Source organism: Aeromonas sp. SG16 (assembly GCF_024436135.1).
Classification (GTDB): Bacteria; Pseudomonadota; Gammaproteobacteria; order Enterobacterales; family Aeromonadaceae; genus Aeromonas; species Aeromonas jandaei.
In genome coordinates this window covers 224225-248789 of record NZ_JANFNW010000004.1, presented here as the reverse complement: position 1 = coordinate 248789, position 24565 = coordinate 224225, and the positions used below count along the sequence as shown (strand labels likewise).

Annotated in this window: 26 protein-coding genes; 17 read left to right on the top strand and 9 right to left on the bottom strand. The window is 60.9% G+C overall.

The window, feature by feature from the left end; translation table 11 throughout:
* The 7 genes from barA (at position 1) to galE (ending at position 8896) form a co-directional block, all read left to right on the top strand.
* Positions 1 to 2712, top strand: coding sequence for a two-component sensor histidine kinase BarA (gene barA / locus NOM67_RS12955; RefSeq protein ID WP_255937637.1), 2712 nt, complete (start codon positions 1 to 3; stop codon positions 2710 to 2712).
* A gap of 96 nt (positions 2713 to 2808) precedes the next feature.
* The gene (locus NOM67_RS12950; RefSeq protein WP_071912845.1) at positions 2809 to 3288 is read left to right on the top strand and encodes a DUF1456 family protein; all 480 of its coding nucleotides are present in this window, start codon (positions 2809 to 2811) and stop codon (positions 3286 to 3288) included.
* Between the two features lie 29 nt (positions 3289 to 3317).
* Positions 3318 to 4199 carry an N-acetylmuramoyl-L-alanine amidase gene (locus NOM67_RS12945; RefSeq protein WP_255937632.1) on the top strand — a complete coding sequence of 294 codons (882 nt, stop codon included), beginning with the start codon at positions 3318 to 3320 and terminating at the stop codon, positions 4197 to 4199.
* A 152-nt stretch (positions 4200 to 4351) separates the two neighbouring features.
* Positions 4352 to 4819: a Dps family protein gene (locus tag NOM67_RS12940; RefSeq protein ID WP_033113084.1), complete on the top strand. Its 468-nt coding sequence runs from the start codon at positions 4352 to 4354 to the stop codon at positions 4817 to 4819.
* A 205-nt stretch (positions 4820 to 5024) separates the two neighbouring features.
* Positions 5025 to 6674 (top strand): hydroxylamine reductase, encoded by a 1650-nt coding sequence (gene hcp, locus NOM67_RS12935; protein ID WP_255937628.1) that lies wholly within the window; start codon positions 5025 to 5027, stop codon positions 6672 to 6674.
* An 83-nt stretch (positions 6675 to 6757) separates the two neighbouring features.
* Complete coding sequence (locus NOM67_RS12930; RefSeq protein WP_156853555.1) at positions 6758 to 7765, top strand: hybrid-cluster NAD(P)-dependent oxidoreductase; 1008 nt, start codon at positions 6758 to 6760, stop codon at positions 7763 to 7765.
* A gap of 117 nt (positions 7766 to 7882) precedes the next feature.
* On the top strand, positions 7883 to 8896 hold the full coding sequence (gene galE, locus NOM67_RS12925) for a UDP-glucose 4-epimerase GalE (protein WP_156853556.1): 1014 nt from the start codon (positions 7883 to 7885) through the stop codon (positions 8894 to 8896).
* A 70-nt stretch (positions 8897 to 8966) separates the two neighbouring features.
* On the opposite strand, the gene NOM67_RS12920 is transcribed toward galE, so the two are convergent.
* Complete coding sequence (locus NOM67_RS12920; protein ID WP_156853557.1) at positions 8967 to 9668, bottom strand: phosphatase PAP2 family protein; 702 nt, start codon at positions 9666 to 9668, stop codon at positions 8967 to 8969.
* A gap of 259 nt (positions 9669 to 9927) precedes the next feature.
* On the opposite strand from NOM67_RS12920, the gene mpl reads away from it, so the two are divergent.
* Both mpl and NOM67_RS12910 read left to right on the top strand, forming a co-directional pair.
* A complete protein-coding gene (gene mpl / locus NOM67_RS12915; RefSeq protein ID WP_156853558.1) occupies positions 9928 to 11298 on the top strand; it encodes a UDP-N-acetylmuramate:L-alanyl-gamma-D-glutamyl-meso-diaminopimelate ligase in 1371 nt (456 codons plus the stop codon).
* Positions 11295 to 11906, top strand: coding sequence for a flavin prenyltransferase UbiX (locus tag NOM67_RS12910; protein WP_042030468.1), 612 nt, complete (start codon positions 11295 to 11297; stop codon positions 11904 to 11906). The genes mpl and NOM67_RS12910 overlap by 4 nt, the downstream gene beginning before the upstream one ends.
* 68 nt (positions 11907 to 11974) lie before the next feature.
* Here NOM67_RS12910 and NOM67_RS12905 read toward each other — a convergent pair whose 3' ends face one another.
* Positions 11975 to 12589: a TetR/AcrR family transcriptional regulator gene (locus NOM67_RS12905; RefSeq protein ID WP_255937624.1), complete on the bottom strand. Its 615-nt coding sequence runs from the start codon at positions 12587 to 12589 to the stop codon at positions 11975 to 11977.
* 201 nt (positions 12590 to 12790) lie between these two features.
* On the opposite strand from NOM67_RS12905, the gene hpt reads away from it, so the two are divergent.
* The 8 genes from hpt to NOM67_RS12865 all read left to right on the top strand — a co-directional run bounded on the left by hpt (position 12791) and on the right by NOM67_RS12865 (position 18573).
* Positions 12791 to 13321 carry a hypoxanthine phosphoribosyltransferase gene (hpt, locus tag NOM67_RS12900; protein ID WP_005343302.1) on the top strand — a complete coding sequence of 177 codons (531 nt, stop codon included), beginning with the start codon at positions 12791 to 12793 and terminating at the stop codon, positions 13319 to 13321.
* Positions 13322 to 13429: 108 nt separating this feature from the next.
* Positions 13430 to 14347, top strand: a complete 918-nt coding sequence (locus tag NOM67_RS12895; RefSeq protein ID WP_182926189.1) for an ABC transporter ATP-binding protein — start codon at positions 13430 to 13432, stop codon at positions 14345 to 14347.
* The gene (locus tag NOM67_RS12890; RefSeq protein ID WP_255937621.1) at positions 14344 to 15117 is read left to right on the top strand and encodes an ABC transporter permease; all 774 of its coding nucleotides are present in this window, start codon (positions 14344 to 14346) and stop codon (positions 15115 to 15117) included. Before NOM67_RS12895 ends, NOM67_RS12890 begins: the two co-directional genes overlap by 4 nt.
* 226 nt (positions 15118 to 15343) lie before the next feature.
* On the top strand, positions 15344 to 16495 hold the full coding sequence (locus tag NOM67_RS12885; RefSeq protein ID WP_159164276.1) for a double-cubane-cluster-containing anaerobic reductase: 1152 nt from the start codon (positions 15344 to 15346) through the stop codon (positions 16493 to 16495).
* Between the two features lie 9 nt (positions 16496 to 16504).
* Positions 16505 to 17287, top strand: a complete 783-nt coding sequence (locus NOM67_RS12880) for an acyl-CoA dehydratase activase (RefSeq protein WP_255937615.1) — start codon at positions 16505 to 16507, stop codon at positions 17285 to 17287.
* A complete protein-coding gene (locus tag NOM67_RS12875; protein WP_255937613.1) occupies positions 17284 to 17592 on the top strand; it encodes a DUF3343 domain-containing protein in 309 nt (102 codons plus the stop codon). Before NOM67_RS12880 ends, NOM67_RS12875 begins: the two co-directional genes overlap by 4 nt.
* Entirely contained in the window at positions 17589 to 18041 is a 453-nt protein-coding gene (locus tag NOM67_RS12870; RefSeq protein WP_255937611.1) for a MauE/DoxX family redox-associated membrane protein, read from the top strand. Before NOM67_RS12875 ends, NOM67_RS12870 begins: the two co-directional genes overlap by 4 nt.
* A 4-nt stretch (positions 18042 to 18045) precedes the next feature.
* Positions 18046 to 18573 (top strand): rhodanese-like domain-containing protein, encoded by a 528-nt coding sequence (locus NOM67_RS12865; protein ID WP_255937609.1) that lies wholly within the window; start codon positions 18046 to 18048, stop codon positions 18571 to 18573.
* A gap of 63 nt (positions 18574 to 18636) precedes the next feature.
* Here the strand turns inward: NOM67_RS12865 and NOM67_RS12860 are convergent, their stop codons facing one another.
* The 7 genes from NOM67_RS12860 to NOM67_RS12830 form a co-directional block, all read right to left on the bottom strand.
* The gene (locus tag NOM67_RS12860) at positions 18637 to 20004 is read right to left on the bottom strand and encodes a cation:dicarboxylate symporter family transporter (RefSeq protein WP_305121668.1); all 1368 of its coding nucleotides are present in this window, start codon (positions 20002 to 20004) and stop codon (positions 18637 to 18639) included.
* Positions 20005 to 20156: 152 nt separating this feature from the next.
* Entirely contained in the window at positions 20157 to 20507 is a 351-nt protein-coding gene (locus tag NOM67_RS12855; RefSeq protein WP_041210222.1) for a putative quinol monooxygenase, read from the bottom strand.
* Between the two features lie 24 nt (positions 20508 to 20531).
* Complete coding sequence (gene panC / locus NOM67_RS12850; protein WP_043849920.1) at positions 20532 to 21389, bottom strand: pantoate--beta-alanine ligase; 858 nt, start codon at positions 21387 to 21389, stop codon at positions 20532 to 20534.
* A gap of 104 nt (positions 21390 to 21493) precedes the next feature.
* Positions 21494 to 22288: a 3-methyl-2-oxobutanoate hydroxymethyltransferase gene (gene panB / locus NOM67_RS12845; RefSeq protein ID WP_041210224.1), complete on the bottom strand. Its 795-nt coding sequence runs from the start codon at positions 22286 to 22288 to the stop codon at positions 21494 to 21496.
* Positions 22285 to 22794: a 2-amino-4-hydroxy-6-hydroxymethyldihydropteridine diphosphokinase gene (gene folK / locus NOM67_RS12840; RefSeq protein ID WP_071912939.1), complete on the bottom strand. Its 510-nt coding sequence runs from the start codon at positions 22792 to 22794 to the stop codon at positions 22285 to 22287. The genes panB and folK overlap by 4 nt, the downstream gene beginning before the upstream one ends.
* Before the next feature lie 11 nt (positions 22795 to 22805).
* A complete protein-coding gene (gene pcnB / locus NOM67_RS12835) occupies positions 22806 to 24296 on the bottom strand; it encodes a polynucleotide adenylyltransferase PcnB (RefSeq protein WP_043849917.1) in 1491 nt (496 codons plus the stop codon).
* 28 nt (positions 24297 to 24324) lie between these two features.
* On the bottom strand, positions 24325 to 24565 hold a 241-nt coding region (locus tag NOM67_RS12830), incomplete at its 5' end, for a hypothetical protein (protein ID WP_255937607.1).

Here is a 24565-nt window from a genome sequence, read left to right as displayed (position 1 = left end):
ATGACCAAATACGGCCTTCGGGCGCGGGTGCTGGCATTTACCATATTACCCACCTTGATCATCGGTGGCCTGATGGCCGGCTACTTCACCTTCCATCGCTACCAGCAGCTGGAAAACAACCTGATCGATCAAGGGATCAACATCATAGAGCCACTGGCCATCGCCAGTGAATATGGTATGACCCAGCACAGCCGCGAATCTCTCAAACGGCTGATTGGTCTGACCCATCGCAAGAACTCGCCGCTCATCAAGTCCATCGCCGTCTTCACTCAGGACAACCAACTGTTCGTGACGTCCAACTATCACAGGGACTTCACCCGGTTGCAGCTGCCCGATGGCGAGCCGATTCCGGAGCTGACCAGCATCACCCTCTACGGTGACGACATCATATTGCGCACCCCGATCCAGGCCGAAACCACCATGGATGGCTTCCCGCTGCCCAGCGATGTGGAGCCGCCGATGATCGGTTACATCTCGATGCAGATGACCACGGATCGCGCCATGCTGCTCCACTACCGCGATACCTTCTTCGCCATCATCATGGTGCTGCTCGGGGTCGCCGTCAGTACCCTGTTTGGTTTCCGGCTGGTCAAGAGCGTGACCCAGCCCATCACCAACATGGTGCAGGCGGTGCACAAGATCCGTGAAGGGCGGCTCGATACCCGGGTCAGCGGCGAGCTGACCGGTGAGCTGGACATGCTGAAAAACGGCATCAACGCCATGGCCAAGGCGCTCTCCGAATATCACGAGGAGATGCAGCAGAATATCGATCAGGCCACCTCGGATTTGCGCGAGACACTGGAGCAGATCGAGATCCAGAACGTCGAGCTCGACATGGCCAAGAAGCGGGCGCAGGAGGCGGCAAGGGTCAAATCGGAGTTCCTCGCCAACATGTCTCACGAGCTGCGCACCCCGCTCAACGGCGTCATCGGTTTTACCCGCCAGCTGCTCAAGACCAGCCTCACGCCAAGCCAGACCGACTACATGCAGACCATCGAGAAGTCGGCGCGCAACCTGCTTGGCATCATCAACGACATCCTCGACTTCTCCAAACTGGAGGCGGGCAAGCTACAGCTGGAGCATATCCCCTTCAGCTTGCGCGACACCCTCAACGAGACCATGCACCTGCTCGGCCCCAGCGCCCACGACAAGCAACTGGAGCTCTCTTTGCGGGTCGATGCGGATGTCCCCGATACCCTCACCGGCGACCCCATGCGTCTGCAGCAGGTGCTGACCAACCTCACCGGCAACGCCATCAAGTTCACCGAGCGCGGCAACGTGGATGTTCATATCGAACAGCTCGGCAGCAGCAACCACAAGGTGAAGCTCAACGTGCGGATCCGGGATACCGGCATCGGTATCTCGGAAGAGCAGCAGCGCCAGCTGTTCCAGGCTTTCAATCAGGCCGACTCCTCCATCTCGCGCCGTTATGGCGGCACCGGACTGGGTCTGGTCATCACCCAGAAGCTGGTGCAGCAGATGGGCGGCCAGATCCGCTTCGAGTCGGAGCTGGACAAGGGCTCAGTCTTCTCTTTCAGCCTGGATCTGGAGGTCTCTCCCCTGCCGCAGACCGATCAGCTGCCGCTGGATCGCATCCGCAACAAACGGCTCTGGCTACTGGAGCCGGACCCCTTTGCTCGCGCCGCACTGCTGGCGCTACTGGCCGAGTGGCAGCTCGATGTGCAGCTACTGACAAACGATGCCCCCTGGCCAGAGATGAGTGAACAGGACATTGTGCTCATTGGCAGCAGCACCCTGCATACTCCGCAACAGGTGATCAGCCGACTCGACAGCCTGAGCGGCCAGCAGCAGAACACCATAGTGCTGCTCAGCAGCCATGAACCGGCGCTCTACGAGGCGATGCTGGCTCACGGTGCCCAGCACTGTCTCTCCAAGCCGCTCAACCATCGCAAGCTGCTGCACGCCCTGCTCACCCCGGAGGCAAGCCGCCAGCAACTGCCGGCCCAGCCATCGGCACGCCAGCTGCAACCGATCAAAGTGCTGGCGGTGGATGACAACGCCGCCAACCTCAAGCTCATCGCCGCCATGCTCAGGGAGATGGTGACTCAGGTCGTGCTCTGCAAGAACGGCAAGGAGGCGGTCAAACAGGCCCAGAGCCAGCCGTTCGACATCATCTTCATGGATATCCAGATGCCGATCATGGATGGCATCAGCGCCACCCAGGCGATCCGCAGCCAGTCCCTCAATACCGAAACCCCGATCGTCGCGGTGACTGCCCACGCCATTCCCGGCGAGCGGGAGCGCCTGATCCGCCAGGGGATGGATGACTATCTGGCCAAGCCCATCGACGAGAGCATGCTGGCCAGACTCATCACCGACTTTGCCCATCGCCGTCACCAGATCGTCGGCGATCAGCAGATCGACTGGGCACTGGCGGTGCGTCAGGCGGCCGGCAAGGAGGATCTGGCCAGAGAGATGCTGACCATGCTGCTGGCCAGTTTCGACGAGGTGGAACCTGTGCTGGATGCAGCTCTTGCGGGTGCCATCGACGACAGTGAAGTGCTGGCCCAGCTCCACCGTCTCAACGGCGGCTGCGCCTACTCGGGCGTGCCCGGTTTGCAGCGACTGCTGTCACAACTGGAGCAACAGCTGCGTGACGGCGTGCCGGTCAGCGAGCTGGAGCCCGAGCTGCTGGAGCTGCAGGATGCCCTTGAGCTGGTGCGCCAGGAGGCGCCACGCTACCTGAATTGAGCCAGACTGGTTCACGCCCGGAGATATCGTTCCCCCGCTTTTTCTGACGCGGGGGCCGACAGATGGTAAAGTTGCGCCGTTTAAACAGGAGTCAGCATGACCAACAACGATATTCTGCGCCGCCTGCGCTACGCCCTCACCATCAGTAACGACGAGATGGTCGAGATGTTTGCCAAGGGCAATCTGGCCATCGACCATGCCCAACTGCACGGCTGGCTGATGAAAGAGGCCGAAGAGGGAGAAGTGCAGGAAGCGGGCTATGCCGCCTGCCCCGACTCCGCCCTGAGCCAGTTCCTCGACGGTCTCATCGTCACCCGCCGCGGAGTGCGGGAAGATGCGCCGCCCCAGGTGGTGCCAAACCGGATCAACAACAATCTGATCCTGCGCAAGCTGCGCATCGCCCTCAACTTCAAGGAAGAGGATATGCTCGGCACGCTCAAGCTCGCCAACTTCAACCTCTCCAAATCCGAGCTGAGCGCCCTGTTCCGCTCCAAAGATCACAAGCACTATCAGGATTGCGGGGATCAGATCCTGCGTAACTTCCTGCTCGGCCTCACCGCCAAATACCGCAGCTAACTGCACCGCTCAACGGCAGGCCAGCAGCCATGACGAAGCGCCTCTCCATCACACTGCCCCAACGTCGAGCAGTCAGGGGATGGCGCATCGCCGCATCGCTGCTCCTCGGCACGCTGCTTGGCTCTTTGCTGCAAGGCTGCAACCAGCAGAGCTACCAGCTCTCCACTCGCTATCAGAGCGCCAACCAGAACGAGCGGATCGCCTTTCTTATCCTCCACTACACCGACGAGGATGACGCCCACTCCCTGCGCCTGCTGACCGAGCAGGAGCACAAGGTGAGCGCCCACTACCTGATCCCCCGTGACAGCAGTGACACACCGCTCCCCGTCTATCAGCTGGTGCCGGATAGCCAGCGTGCCTGGCATGCCGGGCGCAGCCGCTGGCACCAATATGCCGGGCTCAATGCCAGCTCGCTCGGCATCGAGATCGTCAACCTCGGCTATCCGCCGGAAGATGAGCTGCTGGCCCCCGATGCCCGCCGCTGGCAACCCTATACCCCGCAGCAGATTGCCGCCGTCGGCGCCCTCAGTCGGGAGCTGGTCGACCGTTACCGGATCCCGCCGACCCAGGTGCTGGCTCACAGCGACGTCGCCCCCGAGCGCAAGCAGGATCCCGGCCCCCACTTCCCCTGGCGTCAGCTCTATCTGGAGTACGGCGTCGGCGCCTGGCCTGATGAAAACCGGGTGGCAGAGCTGCTTGCCAACCCTCTGCCCGAATGGAGTGCCACCATGTGGCAGCAGCAGCTGGCTCGCTACGGCTACGGCCTGTCACAAAGCGGCCAGTGGGACGAGCAGAGCCGCGCCGTCATGCGTGCGTTCCAGCTCCACTTTCGCGCCGGCAACGTCGATAGCGAACCGGATAGCGAGTGTCAGGCCATCCTGATGGCTCTGCTTGAGAAGTACCCAAACTAGCCCACCCTTTCACCACTTCCCTCCCCGCTTTGATAGCCACTCGCTATCAAACTGTTAGGTACGAGCGATTATCCCTTCAAATAACAAGGGGTTAATCTGAGTTCGTTCCAAGACAGATTGTCAAACCCGATTTCCTTATCTGGAGGTGAATGATGAAAAGCCCGATTGGTCTTGATACCGCTCAATCACAAGCTCTGGCTGCCGAGCTGAACAAGTTGCTGGCCAGCTACCAGATCCTCTACATGAACGTCCGCGGCTTCCACTGGAATATCCGTGGCAACCAGTTCTTCGAGCTGCACCTGAAGTTCGAGGAGATTTACAACGACCTGCTGCTGAAAGTCGATGCCCTGGCAGAACGCATCTTGACCCTGGATAGCGTGCCGCTGCACAGCTTCAGCGACTACATCAAGGTCTCCGCTATTCCCGAACAGAAAGGGCTGCACGACGGTCGTGCCTGTGTCGAATCCCTGCTGGGGAGCTTCCGTGAACTGCTGGTGGCTCAGCGCCGCATTCTGGCTCAGGCCGCCGATGCCGGTGATGAAGGGACAGCGTCCATCCTCTCCGACTACGTGCAACAGCAGGAGAAACTGGTCTGGATGCTGCGTGCCTACCTGGCCTGACCCATTGTTGAAGTGAGCTTTGTTGCAAACCCGAGTTGTCTCTCCTTTTATCCACCCGCTTGCCGCCCTGTTTGGGCGGCTTTTTTGTTTTTGATCTGCATCAAGGGAATCTTAATTGGCAAAATGAATGTCTATTAAGTTCTGAACCGCAGGAATAGAATCGCCACAAAACAAACAACTGAAATGTCCAATTAGGAGAGGCATGATGTTTTGTGTGCAATGTGAACAGACAATTCGTACCCCGGCTGGCAACGGCTGTGCCTACGCACAAGGTATGTGCGGCAAGACGGCGGAAACCTCGGATCTGCAGGATGTGCTGATCTATACCCTGCAGGGGCTCAGCGCCTGGGCACTGGCTGCCCGCGAACAGGGCATCATCGACCGCGAGATCGACGCCTTCGTGCCCAAGGCCTTCTTCGCCACCCTCACCAACGTCAACTTCGACTCCGCCCGCATCGTGGCGTATGTCAACCAGGCGCTGACCTATCGCCAGCAGCTGGCCGATCGTCTGACCGCCATGGCGGTGCAGGTCAACGATTTGCCATCATCCGCCCACTTCGAGCCCGGTGCCAAGCTGCTGGAACAGCTCGCCCATGCCGCGCCAGCCGCCCCCAATCGGGGCAAGAGCGAGGTGAACGAGGACATCATGGGGCTGCGCCTGCTCTGCCTTTACGGCCTCAAGGGTGCTGCCGCCTACATGGAGCACGCCCGGGTGCTGGATCAGCAGAGTGACGAGGTGGCCGCCGAATTCCACCGCATCATGAGCTGGCTCAGCACAGATCCGAGCGAAATGGGTCGTCTGTTCAACTGCGCCATGGAGATCGGCCAGCTCAACTTCAAAATCATGGAGATGCTGGATCTGGGTGAAACCAGGGCCTTCGGCCACCCGGAACCGACCCAGGTCAGGGTCACGCCAATTCCCGGCAAGTGCATTCTGGTCTCCGGCCACGACATGATGGATCTCAAGCTCATTCTGGAGCAGACCAAGGGGGCCGGCATTCATGTCTACACCCACGGCGAGATGCTGCCCGCACTGGCCTACCCCTTCTTCAAGCAGTACCCCCATCTGGTGGGTAACTACGGCTCCGCCTGGCAAAACCAGCAGAAGGAGTTTGCCAACTTCCCGGGCGCCGTGGTGATGACCTCCAACTGCATCATCGACCCGAACGTGGGCAACTACTCGGATCGCATCTTCACCCGCTCCATCGTCGGCTGGCCGGGTGTCACTCATCTGGAGGGGGATGATTTCTCCGCCGTGATCGCCAAGGCGCAAGCACTGGAAGGCTTCAAGCACACCGAGCTGGAGCACTTCATCACCATCGGCTTTGCCCGCAATGCCCTGATGCAGGCCGCACCGGCGGTGATTGAGAAGGTAAAAGCCGGGGAGATCAGCCACTTCTTCCTGGTGGGTGGCTGTGACGGCGACAAGGCCGAGCGCGCCTACTTCACCGAGTTTGCCAAGGCTGCGCCACGCGACAGCCTGCTGCTCACGCTGGGCTGCGGCAAGTACAAGTTCAACAAGCTCGACTTTGGCGACATCAGCGGCATTCCACGTCTGCTGGACGTGGGTCAGTGCAACGATGCCTACTCCGCCATCCAGCTGGCGCTGGCGCTCTCCGAGGCGTTCGAGTGCGGCGTCAACGATCTGCCGCTGACGCTGGTGCTCTCCTGGTTCGAGCAGAAAGCCATCGTCATCCTGCTCACCCTGCTGGCGCTGGGTGTGAAGGACATCCGTACCGGCCCGACCGCCCCCGCCTTCCTCACCCCGGCCCTGCTCAAGGTGCTGGAGGAGCAGTTTGGCCTCAAGGGCACTACCACCGCCGAAGCGGATCTGGCCGAGATCCTGGCGGCCTGATCAGCACCTCATGTTGTAAGCATTTGGCGAGCCATTGAGCTCGCCTTTTTTCAAAGCCATTTCCGAGCAAGAGGAGCCTTGCGATGACCTCCACCTCTTTAACCCTGCGCTGCATCGGTCGGCGGGCAGATACCCACGACGTGGCAAGTTGGCAATTTTCCCCAGTGACGGGAACCTTGCCAGCCGTGCTGGCAGGCCAGTGCGTCACCCTGCATACCGAGATCGACGGCAAGCCTCACTGCCGCGCCTATACCCTCTCCTCCAGCCCGCAGGATGCCTGCTGGCAGGTCACCATCAAGGATGTGGGGCTGGTCTCCCACCATCTGCACCAGACCCTGCAAGTGGGGGACGAGATCCGGGTGGATGGCCCGTTCGGCGACTTCAACCTGACTGCCTTGCCCTGCGAGCGGCCGCTGCTGCTCAGTGCCGGTTCCGGCATCACCCCAATGTGGGCCATGCTGCGGGACGAGCTGGCCAAGCGGCCGGATGCCGGCATCTGCTTTATTCACAGTGCCCGCTCGCCTGAGGATGTGATCTTCGCAGACGACTTGGCTGCGCTGGCCGCGGCCCATGCCGGTGTACGGCACGCCCTGATTCTGGAAGAGGCCCCTGCAGATCACCCCTGGGTGGGCCGACTCACAGCGGACATGTTGAAGGAATTGGCACCAGACCTGCTCGCGCGCCACGTCTATCTGTGCGGGCCCGCGCCTTACATGACCGCAGTTTTCACCATGCTGGCGGATCTGGGGCTACCGGCAGCGCAGTTGCACCAGGAGTCGTTCGGTCTGCCTGCGGTTACATCGAGTACGGCGCCAGTTGCAACCAGCAGCGACCACTTCTGGCTAACCCTGAACAAGAGCGGCAAGAAGGTGAAGATCCTGCCGGGCCAGACCCTGCTGGCAGCGCTGGAAGCTGCGGGCGAGACCATGATGGCGGCCTGCCGCGCCGGGGTATGCGGTGCCTGCCGCTGCACCACGGAAGGCGATATCGAGCGCCAGAGCGTGATAACCCTGAGTGCGCAGGATCTGGATAGCGGCGTGGCTCTGGCCTGCTCCTGCACTGCGAAAGGGGATATCAGTCTCGATTATTGAGGCGTGGTGAAGGCTTTTTTGCAGCGAGGTGAAGGCGTCATCGGTATCCCAAGCTTTTCCCAAGTAGACAGGGGCGCTAGACTCAGCCCCAGTTTCAGTCGAAGACGGGATAAAAAAATGACAATTCTGGTTACAGGGGGCGCCGGCTATATCGGCTCCCATACCCTGGTTGAACTCTTGAACGTCGGGCTGCAGGTGGTGGTGCTGGACAACCTCTCCAACTCCTCCCCCGAGTCACTCAAGCGGGTCGAACGGATCACCGGCAAGCCGGTCATCTTCGTCGAAGGGGATGTGCTGGACCGGGCCTGTCTGCAGCAACTGTTTGCCGCCCACCAGATCGAGTCAGTAATCCATTTCGCCGGCCTCAAGGCGGTCGGTGAGTCAAGCCAGATCCCGCTCACCTATTACCAGAACAACATCAGCGGCACTCTGGTGCTATGCGAAGAGATGGCCAGGGCTGGCGTGTTCCAGCTGGTATTCAGCTCCTCGGCCACCGTCTATGGCGATCCGGCCTCGGTACCGCTGCGGGAAGATTTCCCCACCAGCGCCACCAACCCTTATGGTCGCTCCAAGCTGATGGTCGAAGAGATCCTGCGCGATCTCGCCAAATCCGATCCCCGCTGGGCCATCGTGTTGCTGCGCTACTTCAACCCGGTCGGTGCCCACGAGAGCGGCCTCATCGGTGAAGATCCCAACGGTATCCCCAACAACCTGCTGCCCTATATCAGTCAGGTCGGCGTGGGCAAGCTCAAGGAGCTGGGGGTATTTGGCAACGACTACCCGACGCCTGACGGTACCGGGGTGCGCGATTACATCCACGTGGTGGATCTGGCCATCGGTCACCTCAAAGCGCTGGCTCGCATCGAATCGGATACCGGCGTCTTTACCTATAACCTGGGCACAGGTCAGGGTTACTCGGTGCTGGAGATGATCAAGGCGTTTGAAGCGGCCAGCGGCCGACCCATTCCCTACCAGATCAAGCCCCGCCGCCCCGGTGACATCGCCGAGTGCTGGGCCGAGCCGCACAAGGCCCGTGCCGAGCTGGGCTGGCAGGCAGAGCGTGGTCTGGAGCAGATGATGATCGATACCTGGCGCTGGCAAAGCAACAACCCGAACGGCTATCAAGGCTGATGATCTAGCGGGTGGATAACAAAACGCCCCGACATTTTCATGTCGGGGCGTTTTATTTTGTGGTGCTCAATCAGTGGGTCTGACTACGCAGCAGCGGCAAAGGGGCCAGATAGGGCTCGATTCGCGCAATCAGGCGATCCGATAGCGGCGTCAGCACTACCCAAGGTAGGCAGAGGGTGGCCAGACCCAGCGCACCGACATAGACATCGGTAAACCAGTGGGCGCCGGAGAAAATCCGGGGGGCGGAGAAAAGCGGTACCATCAGCAGCGCAGTAATCCCCGCCCAGCGCGGCAGGTAGCGCAGAGCAAAGCCGGCGAAGATCATCAGGAACAGGGCGTGATCCCCGGGGAAGCTGTCACCGGAAGAGTCCTTGGTCGGAATACCGCTGATCTGGGTCACCCGCAGCGCATCGGCCACCATCAGGGTCGGGCTGGGTCGCTCCACCGGCAATCTGTGACCAAGCTGGTTGATCACCAGTGCACTTAGCAGCATCACTATGCCCATCGCCACCAGCTGGCGACGACCAGCAATATCACGAGCAAAGAAACAGCGAGCCAAGATCAATCCCATGCAGCCAAGCACCACCAGATCGAACAGCCGGTTGTTGGTGATGGCCACCAGATCGGCCCACAAAGGTGACTGCCCGAGCCAGCCGTTAACGGTGTGAAAAATCGCGAGGTCCCACTGATCCCAGGGACCATGGGCGGGCAGCGCAGCCCAACTGATGGCCACCAGACCACCGACCAGATAGCAAAGCAGGAACTTGCCCATGAGGACTCTCCTTTGGAAAAGGGCGATATCGTAAAACTGTTGAGTGCGTCACAAAAACGAAGAATTGTAAGAAAGTGCGACACAAAATCAAGCCTCAAATAAAACCGAATGGTTTGCCCTCCTCTTTCATTGCTGTTCGGGCTACTGAGTTTTACTCCCAGCCCCCCGCTCTGTGGGCCTCTCACCATGAGTGCGGCTTGTGCCACTACCGCAACACACCCTAGAATGCGCACTTCCCTTTACTGCAAAAGGAAGCGGTATGCATATTCACATTCTCGGGATCTGCGGCACCTTTATGGGTGGTCTGGCGGTGTTGGCAAAACAACTTGGTTACCGGGTGACCGGCTCAGACGCCAACGTCTATCCCCCCATGAGCACCCAGCTCGAGCAACAGGGCATCGAACTGACCGAAGGCTATGACCCTTCCCAACTCGATCCTGCGCCGGATCTGGTGGTGATTGGCAACGCCATGAGCCGCGGCAACCCCTGTGTTGAATATGTGCTGGACCGCAATCTGCCCTACATCTCCGGCCCCCAGTGGCTGCTGGAGCACGTGCTGCAAGATCGCTGGGTACTGGCCGTTGCCGGAACCCACGGCAAAACTACCACCGCCAGCATGCTGGCCTGGGTGCTGGAGTACGCCAAGCTGGAGCCCGGTTTCCTCATTGGCGGTGTGCCGGGCAACTTCCCGGTCTCCGCCCGTCTCGGCTCCGCCCCCTTCTTCGTCATCGAAGCAGACGAGTATGACTGCGCCTTCTTCGACAAGCGCTCCAAGTTCGTTCACTACCATCCGCGAACCCTGGTGATGAACAATCTGGAGTTCGACCACGCGGACATCTTCCCGGATCTCGCCGCCATCCAGCGCCAGTTCCACCACCTGATGCGCACCGTGCCGAGCAATGGCCGGGTGCTGTTCCCGCAGGCAGATGACAACCTCACCGCCGTGCGCAAGATGGGCTGCTGGAGCGAAGTGGAGCTGGTGGGTCAGGACGACGCCAAGTGGAAAGCGGTCAAGCTGGCCGATGACGGCTCCGCCTTCGAGGTGTGGCTGGATGGCGAAAAGCAGGGCGAGGTGCACTGGGAGTGCATCGGCGAGCACAACGTCAACAATGGCCTGATGGCCATCGCTGCCGCCCGTCATGCCGGTGTCATGGTAGAGCATGGTATTGCGGCGCTCTGCCAGTTCAAATCCCCCAAGCGGCGGATGGAACTCAAAGGCGAGGTAGCCGGCATCAGCGTTTATGACGACTTCGCCCACCACCCCACTGCCATCGAAACCACCCTCGGCGGTCTGCGTGCCAAGGTGGGTGAAGCCCGCATTCTGGCGGTGCTGGAGCCACGCTCCAACACCATGAAGCTGGGTGTTCACAAGGAGGAGCTGGCTGGCTGCTTCGATGGCGCCGACGAGGTGTTCTTCTTCCAGCCGCCCAACATTGGCTGGGATCTTGGCGAGGTGACGACCCATATGACCCGACCCGCCAAGGTGTTCAACGATCTGGAGACCCTGATCAACCGGTTGGTGGCCGAGAGCCGCGATGGCGACCATATTCTGATCATGAGCAACGGCGGCTTCGGCGGCATTCATGACAAGCTGATCGCCCGCCTCAAGGATTACCACGGCGAATTATGAACAAAGCGATCACCCTGGCGCTGACCGGTGCCTCCGGCGCCCCCTACGCCCTGCGCCTGCTGGAGTGTCTGGTACAGGCGGACTATCGGGTCTACCTGCTCGCCTCATCGGCGGCACGAGTGGTACTCAAGACCGAGCAGCAGCAGGAGTGGCCGGGCTCACCGAAGGAGCTATCGGCTTATCTCTGTCGCCAATATGGCGCCAAAGAGGGTCAGATAGTCGCCTGCGGCAAGGAGGAGTGGTTCTCGCCGGTGGCCTCCGGCTCGGCGGCCCCCAAGCAGATGGTGGTCTGCCCCTGCTCCATGGGCACCGTCTCGGCCATTGCCAACGGCACCTCCGACAACCTGCTGGAGCGGGCGGCGGATGTAGTGATCAAGGAGCGCGGCCAGCTGATCCTGGTGCCCCGCGAGAGCCCCTTCTCGGCAATCCATCTGGAGAACATGCTGAAACTGGCGCGGCTCGGGGTGACCATCATGCCCGCCGCGCCGGGCTTCTATCATGAGCCGAAAAGCATCGCGGATCTGGTAGATTTTATGGTCGCCCGCATCCTCGATCATCTGGGTGTCGAGCATGAGCTGACCAGCCGCTGGGGCTATGGCCACGGCTGAGCTGACCAGACAAACCGGATAAAAAAAGGCGCCCCTCGATGAGGGGCGCCTTTTTTCGTTAAGCCGTATCAGCAAGCCTGAATAGGTGCAGTCACGTACTTGAACAGGAAATCAGTCACCTCTTCGCGCGGCGGGCGCTGAGGTTGATTGATCATCTGCATCATCACATAGCCAAAACCGGTCAGAGAGCGGGCAAGATCCTGTGCCGACAGCACGCTGGTGATCTCCCCTGCATCCATGGCGGTTTGCAGCTCGCTGGCGATCAGCTCAAGGCAGTGATCGAGCAGCCGGGTATAGCGAGGCCATACCTCTTCCCGAACCGAGGAACTCCACTCCAGCCAGATACCTGCGTAATCGGGCTGGTCGTAGGCCGCATCGACAGACAAGCTCACATGGCGCTTGATCTTGTCGAAGATTGAACCATTGCCGCTGTATGCCTGCGACAACGTCAAGTTCACGAAGCGTTCGATCTCGGCCAATACCTCATCTACCAACTCCTCGCGGGTGTTGAAATAGTTGAAGACGGTGGCAACAGAGACCTTGGCCTGCTCGGCAATTTCGGCGTGACCGGCACGACCGATACCGCGGCGGGAGAACACTTCGATGGCACATTCCATCAGTTGATTGCGACGAGCCTCCGGCGACAGCCGGGTACGACGTCTTATTTCTGCGCGTGGTTCCATAGTTTTTATCATCTAATAGTTATTGATTATGGTGTTTATAGTATTGTAACTAATCATGCCTGAGTGCCTGCTAACTCTATCAATTAAAATAAGCCGATAAAAGCACCACGTATATATGGCGCCTCTCGACACGGGTGGTAGAATCATCGGTTTTGATGTTCATGAACGGCCAGTTTCCCTTTGGCCATATGGGAGTAAGTGATGAAACACACTGTCGAGGTGATGATCTCCGAGGCTGAAGTTGCCGCCCGGATCGCCAAATTGGGTGAAGAGATCACCGCCCGCTACCAGGGTTCCGACGAAGTCGTAATGATCGGTCTGCTGCGCGGCTCCTGCGTCTTCCTGGCTGACCTCTGCCGTCAGTGCCAGCTGCCCATCACCCTGGATTTTATGACCGCCTCCAGCTATGGCTCCGGCATGCACAGCACCCGTGACGTGCGAATCCTCAAAGACCTGGATGACGACATCAAGGGCAAGGATGTGGTGATCGTCGAAGACATCATCGACACCGGCTACACCCTCAACAAGGTGCGCGAGATCCTCTCCCTGCGCGAGCCGAAATCCCTCGCCATCTGCACCCTGCTGGACAAACCCTCCCGTCGCGAAGTGCAGGTGCCGGTTGACTGGGTCGGCTTTGCCATTCCGGATGAATTCGTGGTCGGCTGCGGCATCGACTACGCGCAGAAGTACCGCAACCTGCCCTTCATCGGCAAAGTGGTACCGCAAGAGTAACAAGGTTAAAAAACATACCGAACAAGGTGGCGCTGCGCCATTTTCTGTCTCAGGCGGCCTCGGCCGCCTTTTCTGTATCAAGACGGGTTCAGCCAGTTAGAGGTTGCAATGAACGCACTGGAAATCAGCGGCCTGAAAAAGACCTATCAGGGGGGCGTCGAAGCCCTGAAAGGCATCGATCTCACCGTCAAGCAGGGGGATTTCTTCGCCCTGCTCGGCCCCAACGGGGCGGGCAAGTCCACCACCATCGGCGTCATCAGCTCGCTGGTGAACAAGAGTGACGGCAAGGTGAAGGTATTCGGTTATGACATCGATACCCATCTGGAAGAGGCCAAGGCCCAGCTCGGGCTGGTGCCGCAAGAGTTCAACTTCAGCCAGTTCGAGAAGGTGATCCAGATTGTCACCCATCAGGCCGGCTTCTACGGCGTGCCCAAGGCAGAAGCCAAAATTCGCGCCGAGAAGTACCTGCGCCAGCTCGATTTGTGGGAGAAGCGCGACATGCCGGCCCGCACCCTCTCCGGCGGCATGAAGCGCCGGTTGATGATCGCCCGCGCCCTGATGCACGAACCCAAGCTGCTGATCCTCGATGAACCGACCGCCGGGGTCGATATCGAGATCCGTCGCTCCATGTGGAGTTTCCTCAAGGATCTCAACGAGCAGGGCGTCACCATCATCCTCACCACCCACTATCTGGAAGAGGCGGAGATGCTCTGCCGCAACATCGGCATCATCGACAAGGGTCGCCTGATCGAGAACACCAGCATGAAAAACCTGCTGGGCAAGCTGGGCCGCGAGACCTTCCTGCTCGATCTGGCACCGGGCTCTGCCGTACCAAACGTGCCCGAATTCAACGGCCGCATGCCGGATGAGCGCACCCTGGAAGTGGATCTCGACAAGAGCCAGTCCCTCAATAGCCTGTTCGAGCAGCTGTCACACCAGCAGGTGCAGGTATTGAGCATGCGCAACAAGGCCAACCGGCTGGAAGAGCTGTTTGTCACCCTGGTCGAAGAGGGGAGAAAAGCATGAACCTGACCACTTACTACATCGCCTTCAAGAGCATTCTGGCCAAAGAGGTGAGCCGCTTTACCCGGATCTGGATCCAGACCCTGGTGCCGCCCGCCATCACCATGAGCCTCTACTTCGTCATCTTCGGCAACCTGATCGGTTCGCGTATCGGTGACATGGGCGGCTTCACCTACATGGAGTTCATCGTGCCCGGCCTCATCATGATGTCGGTGATCACCAACTCCTACTCCAACGTCGCCTCCTCCTTCTTCAGCGCCAAGTTCCAGCGCAACGTGGAGGAGCTGCTGGTCGCGCCGGTGCCCAACTACGTCATCATCGCCGGCTACGTGGGCGGTGGCGTGGCACGCGGCCTCTGCGTCGGTCTCATTGTCACTCTGGTGTCGCTCTTCTTCGTGCCGCTGCAGATCCACCACCTGTTCAGCGTCTGCGTCACCGTGCTGCTGACCGCCATCCTCTTCTCGCTGGGTGGTCTCATCAACGCGGTGTTTGCCAAGACCTTCGACGACATCAGCATCATCCCCACCTTCGTGCTGACGCCGCTTACCTATCTGGGCGGCGTGTTCTACTCCATCAGCCTGCTGCCCCCCTTCTGGCAGGGGGTCTCCCAGGTGAACCCCATCATCTACATGGTGAACGCGTTCCGTTACGGCTTCCTCGGTATCTCAGACGTGCCGCTCAGCACCGCCTACCTCATCATCATCGGCTTCATCGTGGCTCTCTACGCTCTGGCCTGGTGGCTTATCTCGCGCGGCACCGGCCTGCGCCACTGATGACCAGAACGGGCACCTCGCGGTGCCCGTTTTTTATTCCCCCTGTAGCCCCTTCAACCTGCCAGCCCTCTTCGCAATAACCTGCCTGTTATTAAGGCTTTACCTGACACCTTGTGATCCACCGCAATTTTCGAATTACCCCCAAAGGTATAATTCTCGCGGTTGGATGTGCCGTCATTGATGGAGCATCCGTCTCTTCATTTCTCTCATCAGGGCAGGATCGCCTATGTCACTTATCACCGAGTTGCCAGCCATTTTCGATAGTTTTTCAGATGCCCGTCGTCAGGGCTTTCTGGCTGTGATGGCACTCAAGGAGCGACAGATCCCCCTGGTCGGCACCTACTGCACCTTTATGCCGCAGGAGGTGGCGATGGCTGCCGGCGCAGTGGTGGTATCGCTCTGCTCCACCAGCGACGAGACCATCGAAGAGGCCGAGAAAGATCTGCCCCGCAACCTCTGCCCGCTCATCAAGAGCAGCTACGGGTTCGGCAAGACCGACAAGTGCCCCTACTTCTACTTCTCCGATCTGGTGGTGGGGGAAACCACCTGCGACGGCAAGAAGAAGATGTACGAGTACATGGCCGAGTTCAAACCGGTGCATGTGATGCAGCTGCCCAACCGCGCCGATGACGAAGCCTCCCGCACCCTGTGGCGCAGCGAAATCGTCCGCTTCAAGGAGCTACTGGAGCAGCAGTTTGGCAAGCCCATCAGCGAGCAGGCGCTGCGCGACGCCATCGTGCTGAAAAACCGCGAACGCCGCGCACTGGCCGACTTCTACCGGCTGGGCCAGCTCAACCCGCCGGCGCTGAGCGGCACTGACCTGCTCAAGGTGGTCTATGGCGCCACCTTCCGCTTCGACAAGGAGCAGCTCATCAGCGAGCTGCAGGAGATGACCCGCCGCATCAAGGCCGAGTATGCCGAGGGCAAGCGGCTCGATGCCCGTCCGCGCATCCTCATCACCGGCTGCCCCATCGGCGGCGCCGCCGACAAGGTGGTGCGCCTTATCGAGGAGCACGGCGGCTGGGTGGTGGGTTACGAGAACTGCACCGGCGCCAAGGCGACCGAGCAGTGCGTCAGCGAAGAGGGCGACCTGTTCGATGCGCTGACCAACAAGTATCTGGCCATCGGCTGCTCTTGCATCTCCCCCAACCACCAGCGCATGAATCTGCTGAGCCAGATGGTGGAGGAGTATCAGGCAGACGGGGTGATCGATGTGATCCTGCAGGCCTGCCACACCTATGCGGTGGAGTCGCTCGCCATCAAGCGTCACGTACGAGAACGCCACGGCATCCCCTACATGGCGGTCGAGACCGACTACTCCAGCGCCGACAAGGGGCAACTGGCGACCCGGCTGGCCGCCTTTATCGAAATGCTGTAAGGAGGCGCCGTGTCACTCTCCATCGGGATTGACTCAGGCTCCACCGCGACCAAGGGGATCCTGTTCGACCACAAGGATGGCGGGCGTATCGTCCGCCGTTTTCTGGTGCCGACCCCCTTTCGTCCGCTGGCTGCCATCGAGCAAGGCTGGGAGGAGCTCTCGGCCGATTTGCCAGAGCGCCCCCACCTGACCCTGACCGGCTATGGCCGCGATCTGGCGTCGTTCGCCGATCGCCGGGTTACCGAGATCTCCTGCCACGGGCTGGGGGCTCGCCTGCTCTGCCCGTCGGTACACACCGTCATCGACATCGGCGGGCAGGACAGCAAGGTGATCCAGCTCGATAGCGAGGGCAATCTCACCGACTTTCTGATGAACGACAAGTGCGCCGCCGGTACCGGTCGCTTTCTCGAGGTGATCACCCGCACTCTGGGGGCACTGGTCGAGCAGCTTGACGAACTGCTGCAAGGGGCCGAGCCCCACGACATCAGCAGCATGTGCACCGTGTTTGCCGAATCGGAGGCGATCAGCCTGCGCTCGGCGGGCATTCCTGCCGAGTCGATCCTGGCCGGCATCGTCCGCGCCATGGCCCGGCGCAGTGCCAACTTTATCGGCCGCCTCGGCGCCAGACCGAGCGTGCTCTTTACCGGCGGCGTCAGCCACTGTGCCACCTTCCGCCACTATCTGGCCGAAGGGTTGGGCTGCGAAGTGGCCACCCACCCGGATGCCCAGTTTGCCGGTGCGCTGGGTGCCGCCCTGTTCGGCGCGCGCGCCAGCACGGGAGGCAAATCATGAATCAGGAGTTTCTCTACCTGTTCCACTCCACCCTCGGCACAGTCAGACTGCGCAAGCGGTTGGAGCAACATGGCCAGCAGTTTCGGGTCTGCGACGTGCCGCGCCTGCTCAGCGCCGGCTGTGGCCTCGCCATTCGCCTCCACTGCCCGCCCGAGGAGTGGCAGCAGTGGTGTCAGAACGGTGAAACCGCCGCCGTCTTTCGCTGCGAAGCGGACGGCGACTATCAGGAGCTGGCCCGCTATCCGGCCGATAGTCAGGACATGGCGAAGCAAACGCCTGTGGCTGGCAGTCGGAGTCATGGATGATAAAGAGCTATCCCATCGCCGTTTATTTGCGCATGCTGGCCAGGCTGGCGCTGGGGGGATTCTTCCTCGCCTCCGCCGGGTTCAAGCTGGCCTCCCCCGCCCTGTTCATCGATCAGATCGGCGCCTTTGGCCTGATCTGGCCGCCTCTGATCCCGTTCGCCGCCTGGGGGCTGATTACCCTTGAGCTATGCGCCGGGCTTGCAGTCATCGCCAACCGGCGCTGGGGATTGTGGCTGGTGATCGGGCTGCTCGCCCTGTTTATTCCGGTGTTGGGCTATGGCGTTGCCATCGGGCTCGACATCTCTTGCGGCTGTCTTGGCAGGGCTGATCTCAGCTCGCTGTCGGAGGCCATTGTGCGGGATCTGCTGCTACTGACGCTTGCGGGCGCCCTGCTGCGAACTTCCCGCCCCGTTTTTCCCGTTCCCGTTTTTCCCGTACTAAAGGAGTAGTGACATGATGACATTGCGATCTCGCACTCTGGTGGCCTCGCTGATCGCCGCCAGCTTTGCCCTCGCGGGCTGTGGCGATAACCAGTTCGAGCAGGAGGTGAAGCTTGAGCAATCGGCTGTACAGCTGGCGCAGGAGGCGCAGCAGGGGGGCTATCAGCTGCTGACCGTGGCCGAGTTGAAAACCCGGATGGACAAGGGCGAGGAGCTGGTGATCATCGACACCATGCCCTATGAGGACTCCTACAAGAAGGAGCACATCCCGGGCGCCAAGAACTTTGCCTTCGTGAAAGAGGCGAAAGCGGGCGACAACTGGAGCGAGATTGTCGAGGGAAACGGTACACCGGAGCAGTTCCAGGCGCTGCTGGGTGAAGACAAAGCTCGCCCTGTGGTGATCTACTGCGGCTTCGTCAAGTGCGGCCGCAGCCACAATGCTGCCGCCTGGGCGGTCAATCAGGGCTATCAACAGGTCTATCGGGTGCCGGGCGGCATCTTCGCCTGGAAAGGCGCTGGCTACACCGTCACGGCCGAGTAACCCGACCTTTCGCCCAAAAAAGAAGCCCGCAACTGCGGGCTTCTCTCATTTCGATGCTGGCTGTCAGCTGGCGACTCGGGACGCTTCGCCTTCCGCAATGTCGCTCTGTGCCTGTTCACCAAGCAGGCGCTTGGTGATCATGGCCGCCATGATGGAGCCGTTGACGTTGAGGGCGGTACGGCCCATGTCCACCAGCGGCTCGATGGCGATCATAACCCCCACCAGCGCGATGGGGAAGTTGAGGGTGGAGAGCACGATCAGCGCGGCGAAGGTGCCGCCACCGCCGACGCCAGCCACCCCGATGGAGCCCAGCGCAATCACCGGCAGCAGGGTGAGCAGAAACAGGGGATCGAAGGGGTTGAGGCCGAGCATCGGGGCAATCATCGCCACCATCATGGCCGGATAGATACCGGCGCAGCCGTTCTGGCCGAGGTTGGCACCGAACGAGGCGGCAAAGTTGGCGATGCTGGAGGGCACGCCAAGACGTTGCTGGGTCTCGATGCTGAGCGGGATGGAGGCGGCGCTGCTGCGGGAGATAAAGGCGAAGGTGAGCACGCCCCACACTTCCCGCAGATAGTGGAGCGGGTTCTGACCGATCAGCAGCAGGATCACCATGTGCACGGCAAACATCGCCAGAATGGCGACGTAGCAGACCAGAATAAAGCCGAGCAGGCTGAGGATCTCGCTCAGGGGATAGTGAGCCACCACCCGGGCGATCAGCGCCATCACGCCATAGGGGGTGAGCGCAATCACCACCCGCACCATCTTCATCACCCACAGTTGCAGAGTGTCGATGGCGACGGCGGCGCGAGCGCCAGCCTCCGGATGCTCCGCCTTCAACTGCAGCAGGGCAACCCCGGCCAGCACGGTGAAGATCACCACCCCGATCACCGAGAGACCGCGGCTACCCGCCATATCGGCGGCAAAGTTGGTGGGCACCAGCGAGAGCAACAGGGCCGGCAGGGTCTGGGCACTGTCGATGGTACCCATGCTCTGTTGCAGGGCGGCCGTGTCGCTGCCGTGGCTCAGCAACCCTTCTGCGGTGAGGCCACTCAGATGGGTCACCGTCATCCCCACCACACCGGCAATCATCACCAGCGTCAGCATGGAGCCGATCAGTACGGCGCTGATCTTGCCGAGGGACTGGGCCTGCTCCAGCTTGTTGATGGCGGAGAGGATGGAGGTGAACACCAGCGGCATCATCACCACCTTGAGCAGGCTGACATAGCCGCCGCCGATGATATTGACCCACTCCAGGGTCTGCTGGACGCCGGCATCATCGGCACCCCAGCCAAGTTGCAGCGCCAGCCCGAACAGGGCGCCAAGCAGCAGACCCGCAAGCACCTTGCGCGAGAGCGGCAACCCGGTGGGCAACCGGGTGAGAGCAAAACAGAGCAGACAGAAAACAAGCGATGCAATCAGGACAAACATCATGAATACCTGTAGCGGCCATCAGGCCGAAAGTGGATTGAAACAAAGGGGGATGCGGGCAGGGCCGCAGAACAAAACGCCGGGATGCAGGAGAGTGCAGGCGTGAAAAAGCAGCGGACGCCCGGGAAGGCGTCCGCTGACAATCGGGGGAATTACTTCTTTACGGGGGCGTCGTACTGTTCGGGTTCGTCGCTATAGACGCAGACGTTCCACTTGGCAGCCAGGCCATCGTCGGCCAGACAGTAACGTTCGAAGAAAGCCTTGATCTCGGCGCGCTGGCAGTGCGCCTCGAAAGAGGCCATGTCTTGCCAAATCTCGTTGAACACGATGGGGAAGCTCTCCCCCTCGGCAAACGGGCTGGCGATATGGCGGGTTACCCGATATTGCAGGCAGCCATCCTCACGCAGGGTGTTGGGCTCCAGTGCCTGCAACACCTGAAACAGGGCCTGCTCCTGACCGGCTTTCGGCAGGAATTGGGCGATGCAATAAACCTTCTTGGACATGAGATCCTCCTGTGGGCGACTCGCTCAGGCTTGCTGCAGCGTGACCACCCGGTTGTCGATAAGACGGGCCTTGCCGAGATACGCAGCCATCAGGATCACCAGCTGCTCGCTCTCGTCGGTAGCAGCTTCGAGGTTGGCGGCATCGACGATGTCGATAGCATCGGTGCGAAAACCGGCGTTGTCGAGGCGCTGGCTGGCCTGCGCCACCAAGGAGGGCAGGTGGTGATCACCCGCTTCGATCTGCTCGGCGATCCAGTTCATGGTGCGCGCCAGCTCGGGGGCAATGGCTCGCTCGGCAGCGGTCAGGTAGCCGTTACGCGAAGAGAGCGCCAGCCCGTCTTCGGCCCGCACGGTCGGCACGCCGACGATCTCGATGGGCATCGCCATGTCGGCCACCATCTTGCGAATGAGCGCCAGCTGCTGGTAATCCTTCTGGCCAAAGCAGGCCACATCCGGCTGCACCAGATTGAACAGCTTGGTGACGACGGTGCTGACCCCGCGGAAGTGACCCGGGCGCAGCGCCCCCTCCAGCAGATTGGAGAGACCCGGTACCTCGACGAAGGTCTGGCTGGCCAGCCCCTGCGGATACATGATCTCCGGGGTCGGGGTGAACACCATATCGACCCCGGCCGCTTCCAGCGCAGCGCAATCCTGCTCCAGAGTGCGCGGGTAGTTGGCAAGATCCTCGGCCTTGTCGAACTGCATCGGGTTGACGAAGATGCTGACCACCACCTTTTCGGCGTGGCTGTGCGCCTCTTTCACCAGCGTCAGGTGGCCCTGATGCAGATTGCCCATGGTGGGCACGAATGCGATGGCACGCCCTTCACGGCGCCATTGAGAGATCTGCTCACGCAGAGCGGCAGGATTGTTAACAACCAACATCGGCAGTTCACCTTCAGATGAATCAAAAAGATACGGGTTACATCAGCCTGACAGGATGACGAAACGGGGGCACTGGCCCCCGCTCTCATCGATAGGGCATCACATCAGTTGAAGCAGTGTTCCGGGCCGGGGAAACTCCCCTCGCTCACCTGCTGCACATAGAGGCGCACGGCGGCACGCACGTCACCGGTCTCGGCCAGGAAGTTCTTGGTGAACTTGGGCACATAGCCGGAGGTGACGCCAAAGGCATCGTGCATCACCAGAATCTGACCGTCGGTCGCGGGGCCGGCACCGATGCCGATCACCGGGATGCGCAGCGCCTTGCTGATCCGCTCGGCCAGCGAACTGGGCACACACTCGAGCACCAGCAGCTGGATACCGGCCGCTTGCAGCTCGAGGGCCTGACGGTAGATCTCCTGGGCCTGAAACTCGTCGCGCCCCTGCACCTTGAAGCCGCCAAAGACGTGGACGGATTGCGGGGTGAGGCCGAGGTGACCGCACACCGGCACCCCGTTGCGGGTGAGGTGGCGGATGGAGTCGCAGAGCCAGTCGCCCCCTTCCATCTTGACCATGCGGGCACCGGCTGCCATCAGGCGGGCGGCGTTCTGGTAAGTCTGCTCGGGGGTGGCGTAACTCATGAAGGGCATGTCGGCGATGATCAGCGCATTGCTGGCACCGCGAGCCACACAGCGGGTGTGATAGACCATCTCATCCATGTTGACCGCCAGGGTGTCCTGACCCCCTTGCAGCACCATGCCCAGCGAATCGCCGATGAGCAGCACGTGGGCCCCCTCGTCGTCGAACAACTTGGCAAAGGTGGCATCATAGGCGGTGATGGCGGTGAACTTTTGACCATCCTGCTTCATCTTCAGCAGGCTGGCGGTGGTGATCTTGCTCATAAAGGCTCCTGTACGTCTGCACTCGGCGCAATGATGGCGAGATCATTGCCCGGGCAGCGGGCAACCAGTTGTGCGAGCGGGGTGCCGCAGGGCAGCACCAGAGCGGGCGCGATTTCGGCCAGGGGCAGCAGCACGAACTCCCGCTCCTTCATGCCGTAATGGGGAACGATCAGGCGCTCGTGGTTGATCACCTGATCGCCAAAGAGCAGCAGATCGAGATCCAGAGTTCTGGGTCCCCACCGCTCCTCTTTGCGCACACGTCCCTGTTCCAGCTCGATTTTTTGTAGTTGATCCAGCAGCGCCAGCGGCGTCAGCCGGGTGTTGAGCCGGGCCACGGCATTGACGTAGTCCGGCTGATCAGCAGGCCCCATGGGGCGGCTGCTGTAAAACGACGAGGCCTGCACCAGCACAGATTCCGGCAAGGTCGCCAGCGCGGCGACCGCGCGGCGCGCCTGACCGAGCGGGTCGGCCAGATTGGAGCCAATGGCGATGAAGACCTCGGTCATCACGTCTGTGATCACTCGGCCGCTTTCGGCTTGCGACGGCGCGGGCGGCGGCGATTGCGGCTGTTGCTGCTGCGCTTCTCGCCATCGTGGCTACGGCTCTCACCGCGCTCACCGCTGGCCGGGCGACGGGTCGCTTCCCGTTGCAGCTGCGGGCGCACATCGGGGTTGGAGGCAACATAGCGCTCCCACCAGCTGGCCAGCTCGCCGAGACCGCGCTCGACCCGGTTGCGCAGCAACAGGAAGTCGAACGCCGCGCGGAACTTGGGGTGCTCCATGGCGCGCTCGGGGTGCTTGCCCTGACGACGGGTCAACCGCTGTTGCAGTGCCCAGATATCGCGGACATCTGTCGTGAAACGGCGGGGAACGGCGATGATCCGCACCTGATTGTCGAGCACCTCGTTGATCGCCAGCATGAAGGCGTCATACCAGGGCAGGCCGCTCTCGTTCTCCAGCACCCGACCACGGGCCTCGACGCAGCCCCACAGCAGGGTGGCGTAGAGGAAGGCGGGGGTGACGCGTTTATCTTCACGAACGCGAGTGTCGGTATCGATCAGCGCCTGCTCGATAAACTGCTCGTAAGGCGAATTGCCGTGCGGGGTGAACAGCGCAGCCACTTGCGGGAAGAGCTGCTGGAACAGGCCGTACTCGCGCAGCAACTTGTAGGTAGTCAGAGCATCGCCAGCCAGGAACAGCTTGAGGGTCTCCTCAAACAGGCGGGCCGCCGGAATATCCTGCAGCAGCGGCGCCAGCTCCCTGATGGGGGCAGCGGTGCGCGGGCTGATGGTCATGTCGAGCTTGGCGGCGAAACGCACGGCGCGCAGCATCCGCACCGGATCTTCGCGGTAGCGGGTTTCGGGATCGCCAATCAGCTCCAGCTTGCGCTCAGCCAAATCTTCCAGCCCGCCCTCGAAATCGTGCAGGGTGAAATCCTTGGCGCTGTAGTAGAGGGCGTTGACGGTAAAGTCGCGGCGCTCGGCATCCTCTTCGATGGTGCCGTAGACGTTGTCGCGCAGCAGCATACCTTCATCGGACTGGGCCGACACATGTTTGCTGGTATTGACCTGATGGTGGTGACCGCGGAAGGTGGCCACTTCGATCACGTCACGACCAAACACAATGTGGGCCAGGCGGAAGCGGCGGCCAATCAGGCGGCAGTTGCTGAACAGCGCCTTGATCTGCTCCGGCGTCGCATCGGTGGCGATGTCGAAATCCTTGGGCGTCTTCCCGAGCAGCAGATCCCGGACTCCGCCGCCGACCAGGTAGGCTTCGTAGCCGCCCTTGTTCAGGCGATAGAGCACCTTGAGTGCATTCTCGCTGATCTCTTTGCGCGAAATCGGGTGCTGGTCACGACTCAGGGTTCGACGTTGTCCGGCAACACGGGCCGGAATGGGGGACTCCGCCGACTGCTCGCCCTCATCCTTGCCGAGCACTTTGCGGCAAAAGTTTGCGATCTGGGAAAAAATGGTACACCTCGTTATGACTTCAAATTGACGGGAGGCCAAAAAAATAGCGGCCTATCATAGCTCACGCCTAACCAAATGAAAAACCGTGACGGCAATTGATCCCGTTTGAATCGGCGTTGCCGGAAAAAATAGCGGTCTGTTCCCATAGCTCACGCCTGACCAAATGAAAAACCGTGACGGCAATTGATCCCGTTTGAATCGGCGTTGCCGGAAAAAATAGCGGTCTATTCCCATAGCTCACGCCTAACCAAATGAAAAACCGTGACGGCAATTGATCCCGTTTGAATCGGCGTTGCCGGAAAAAATAG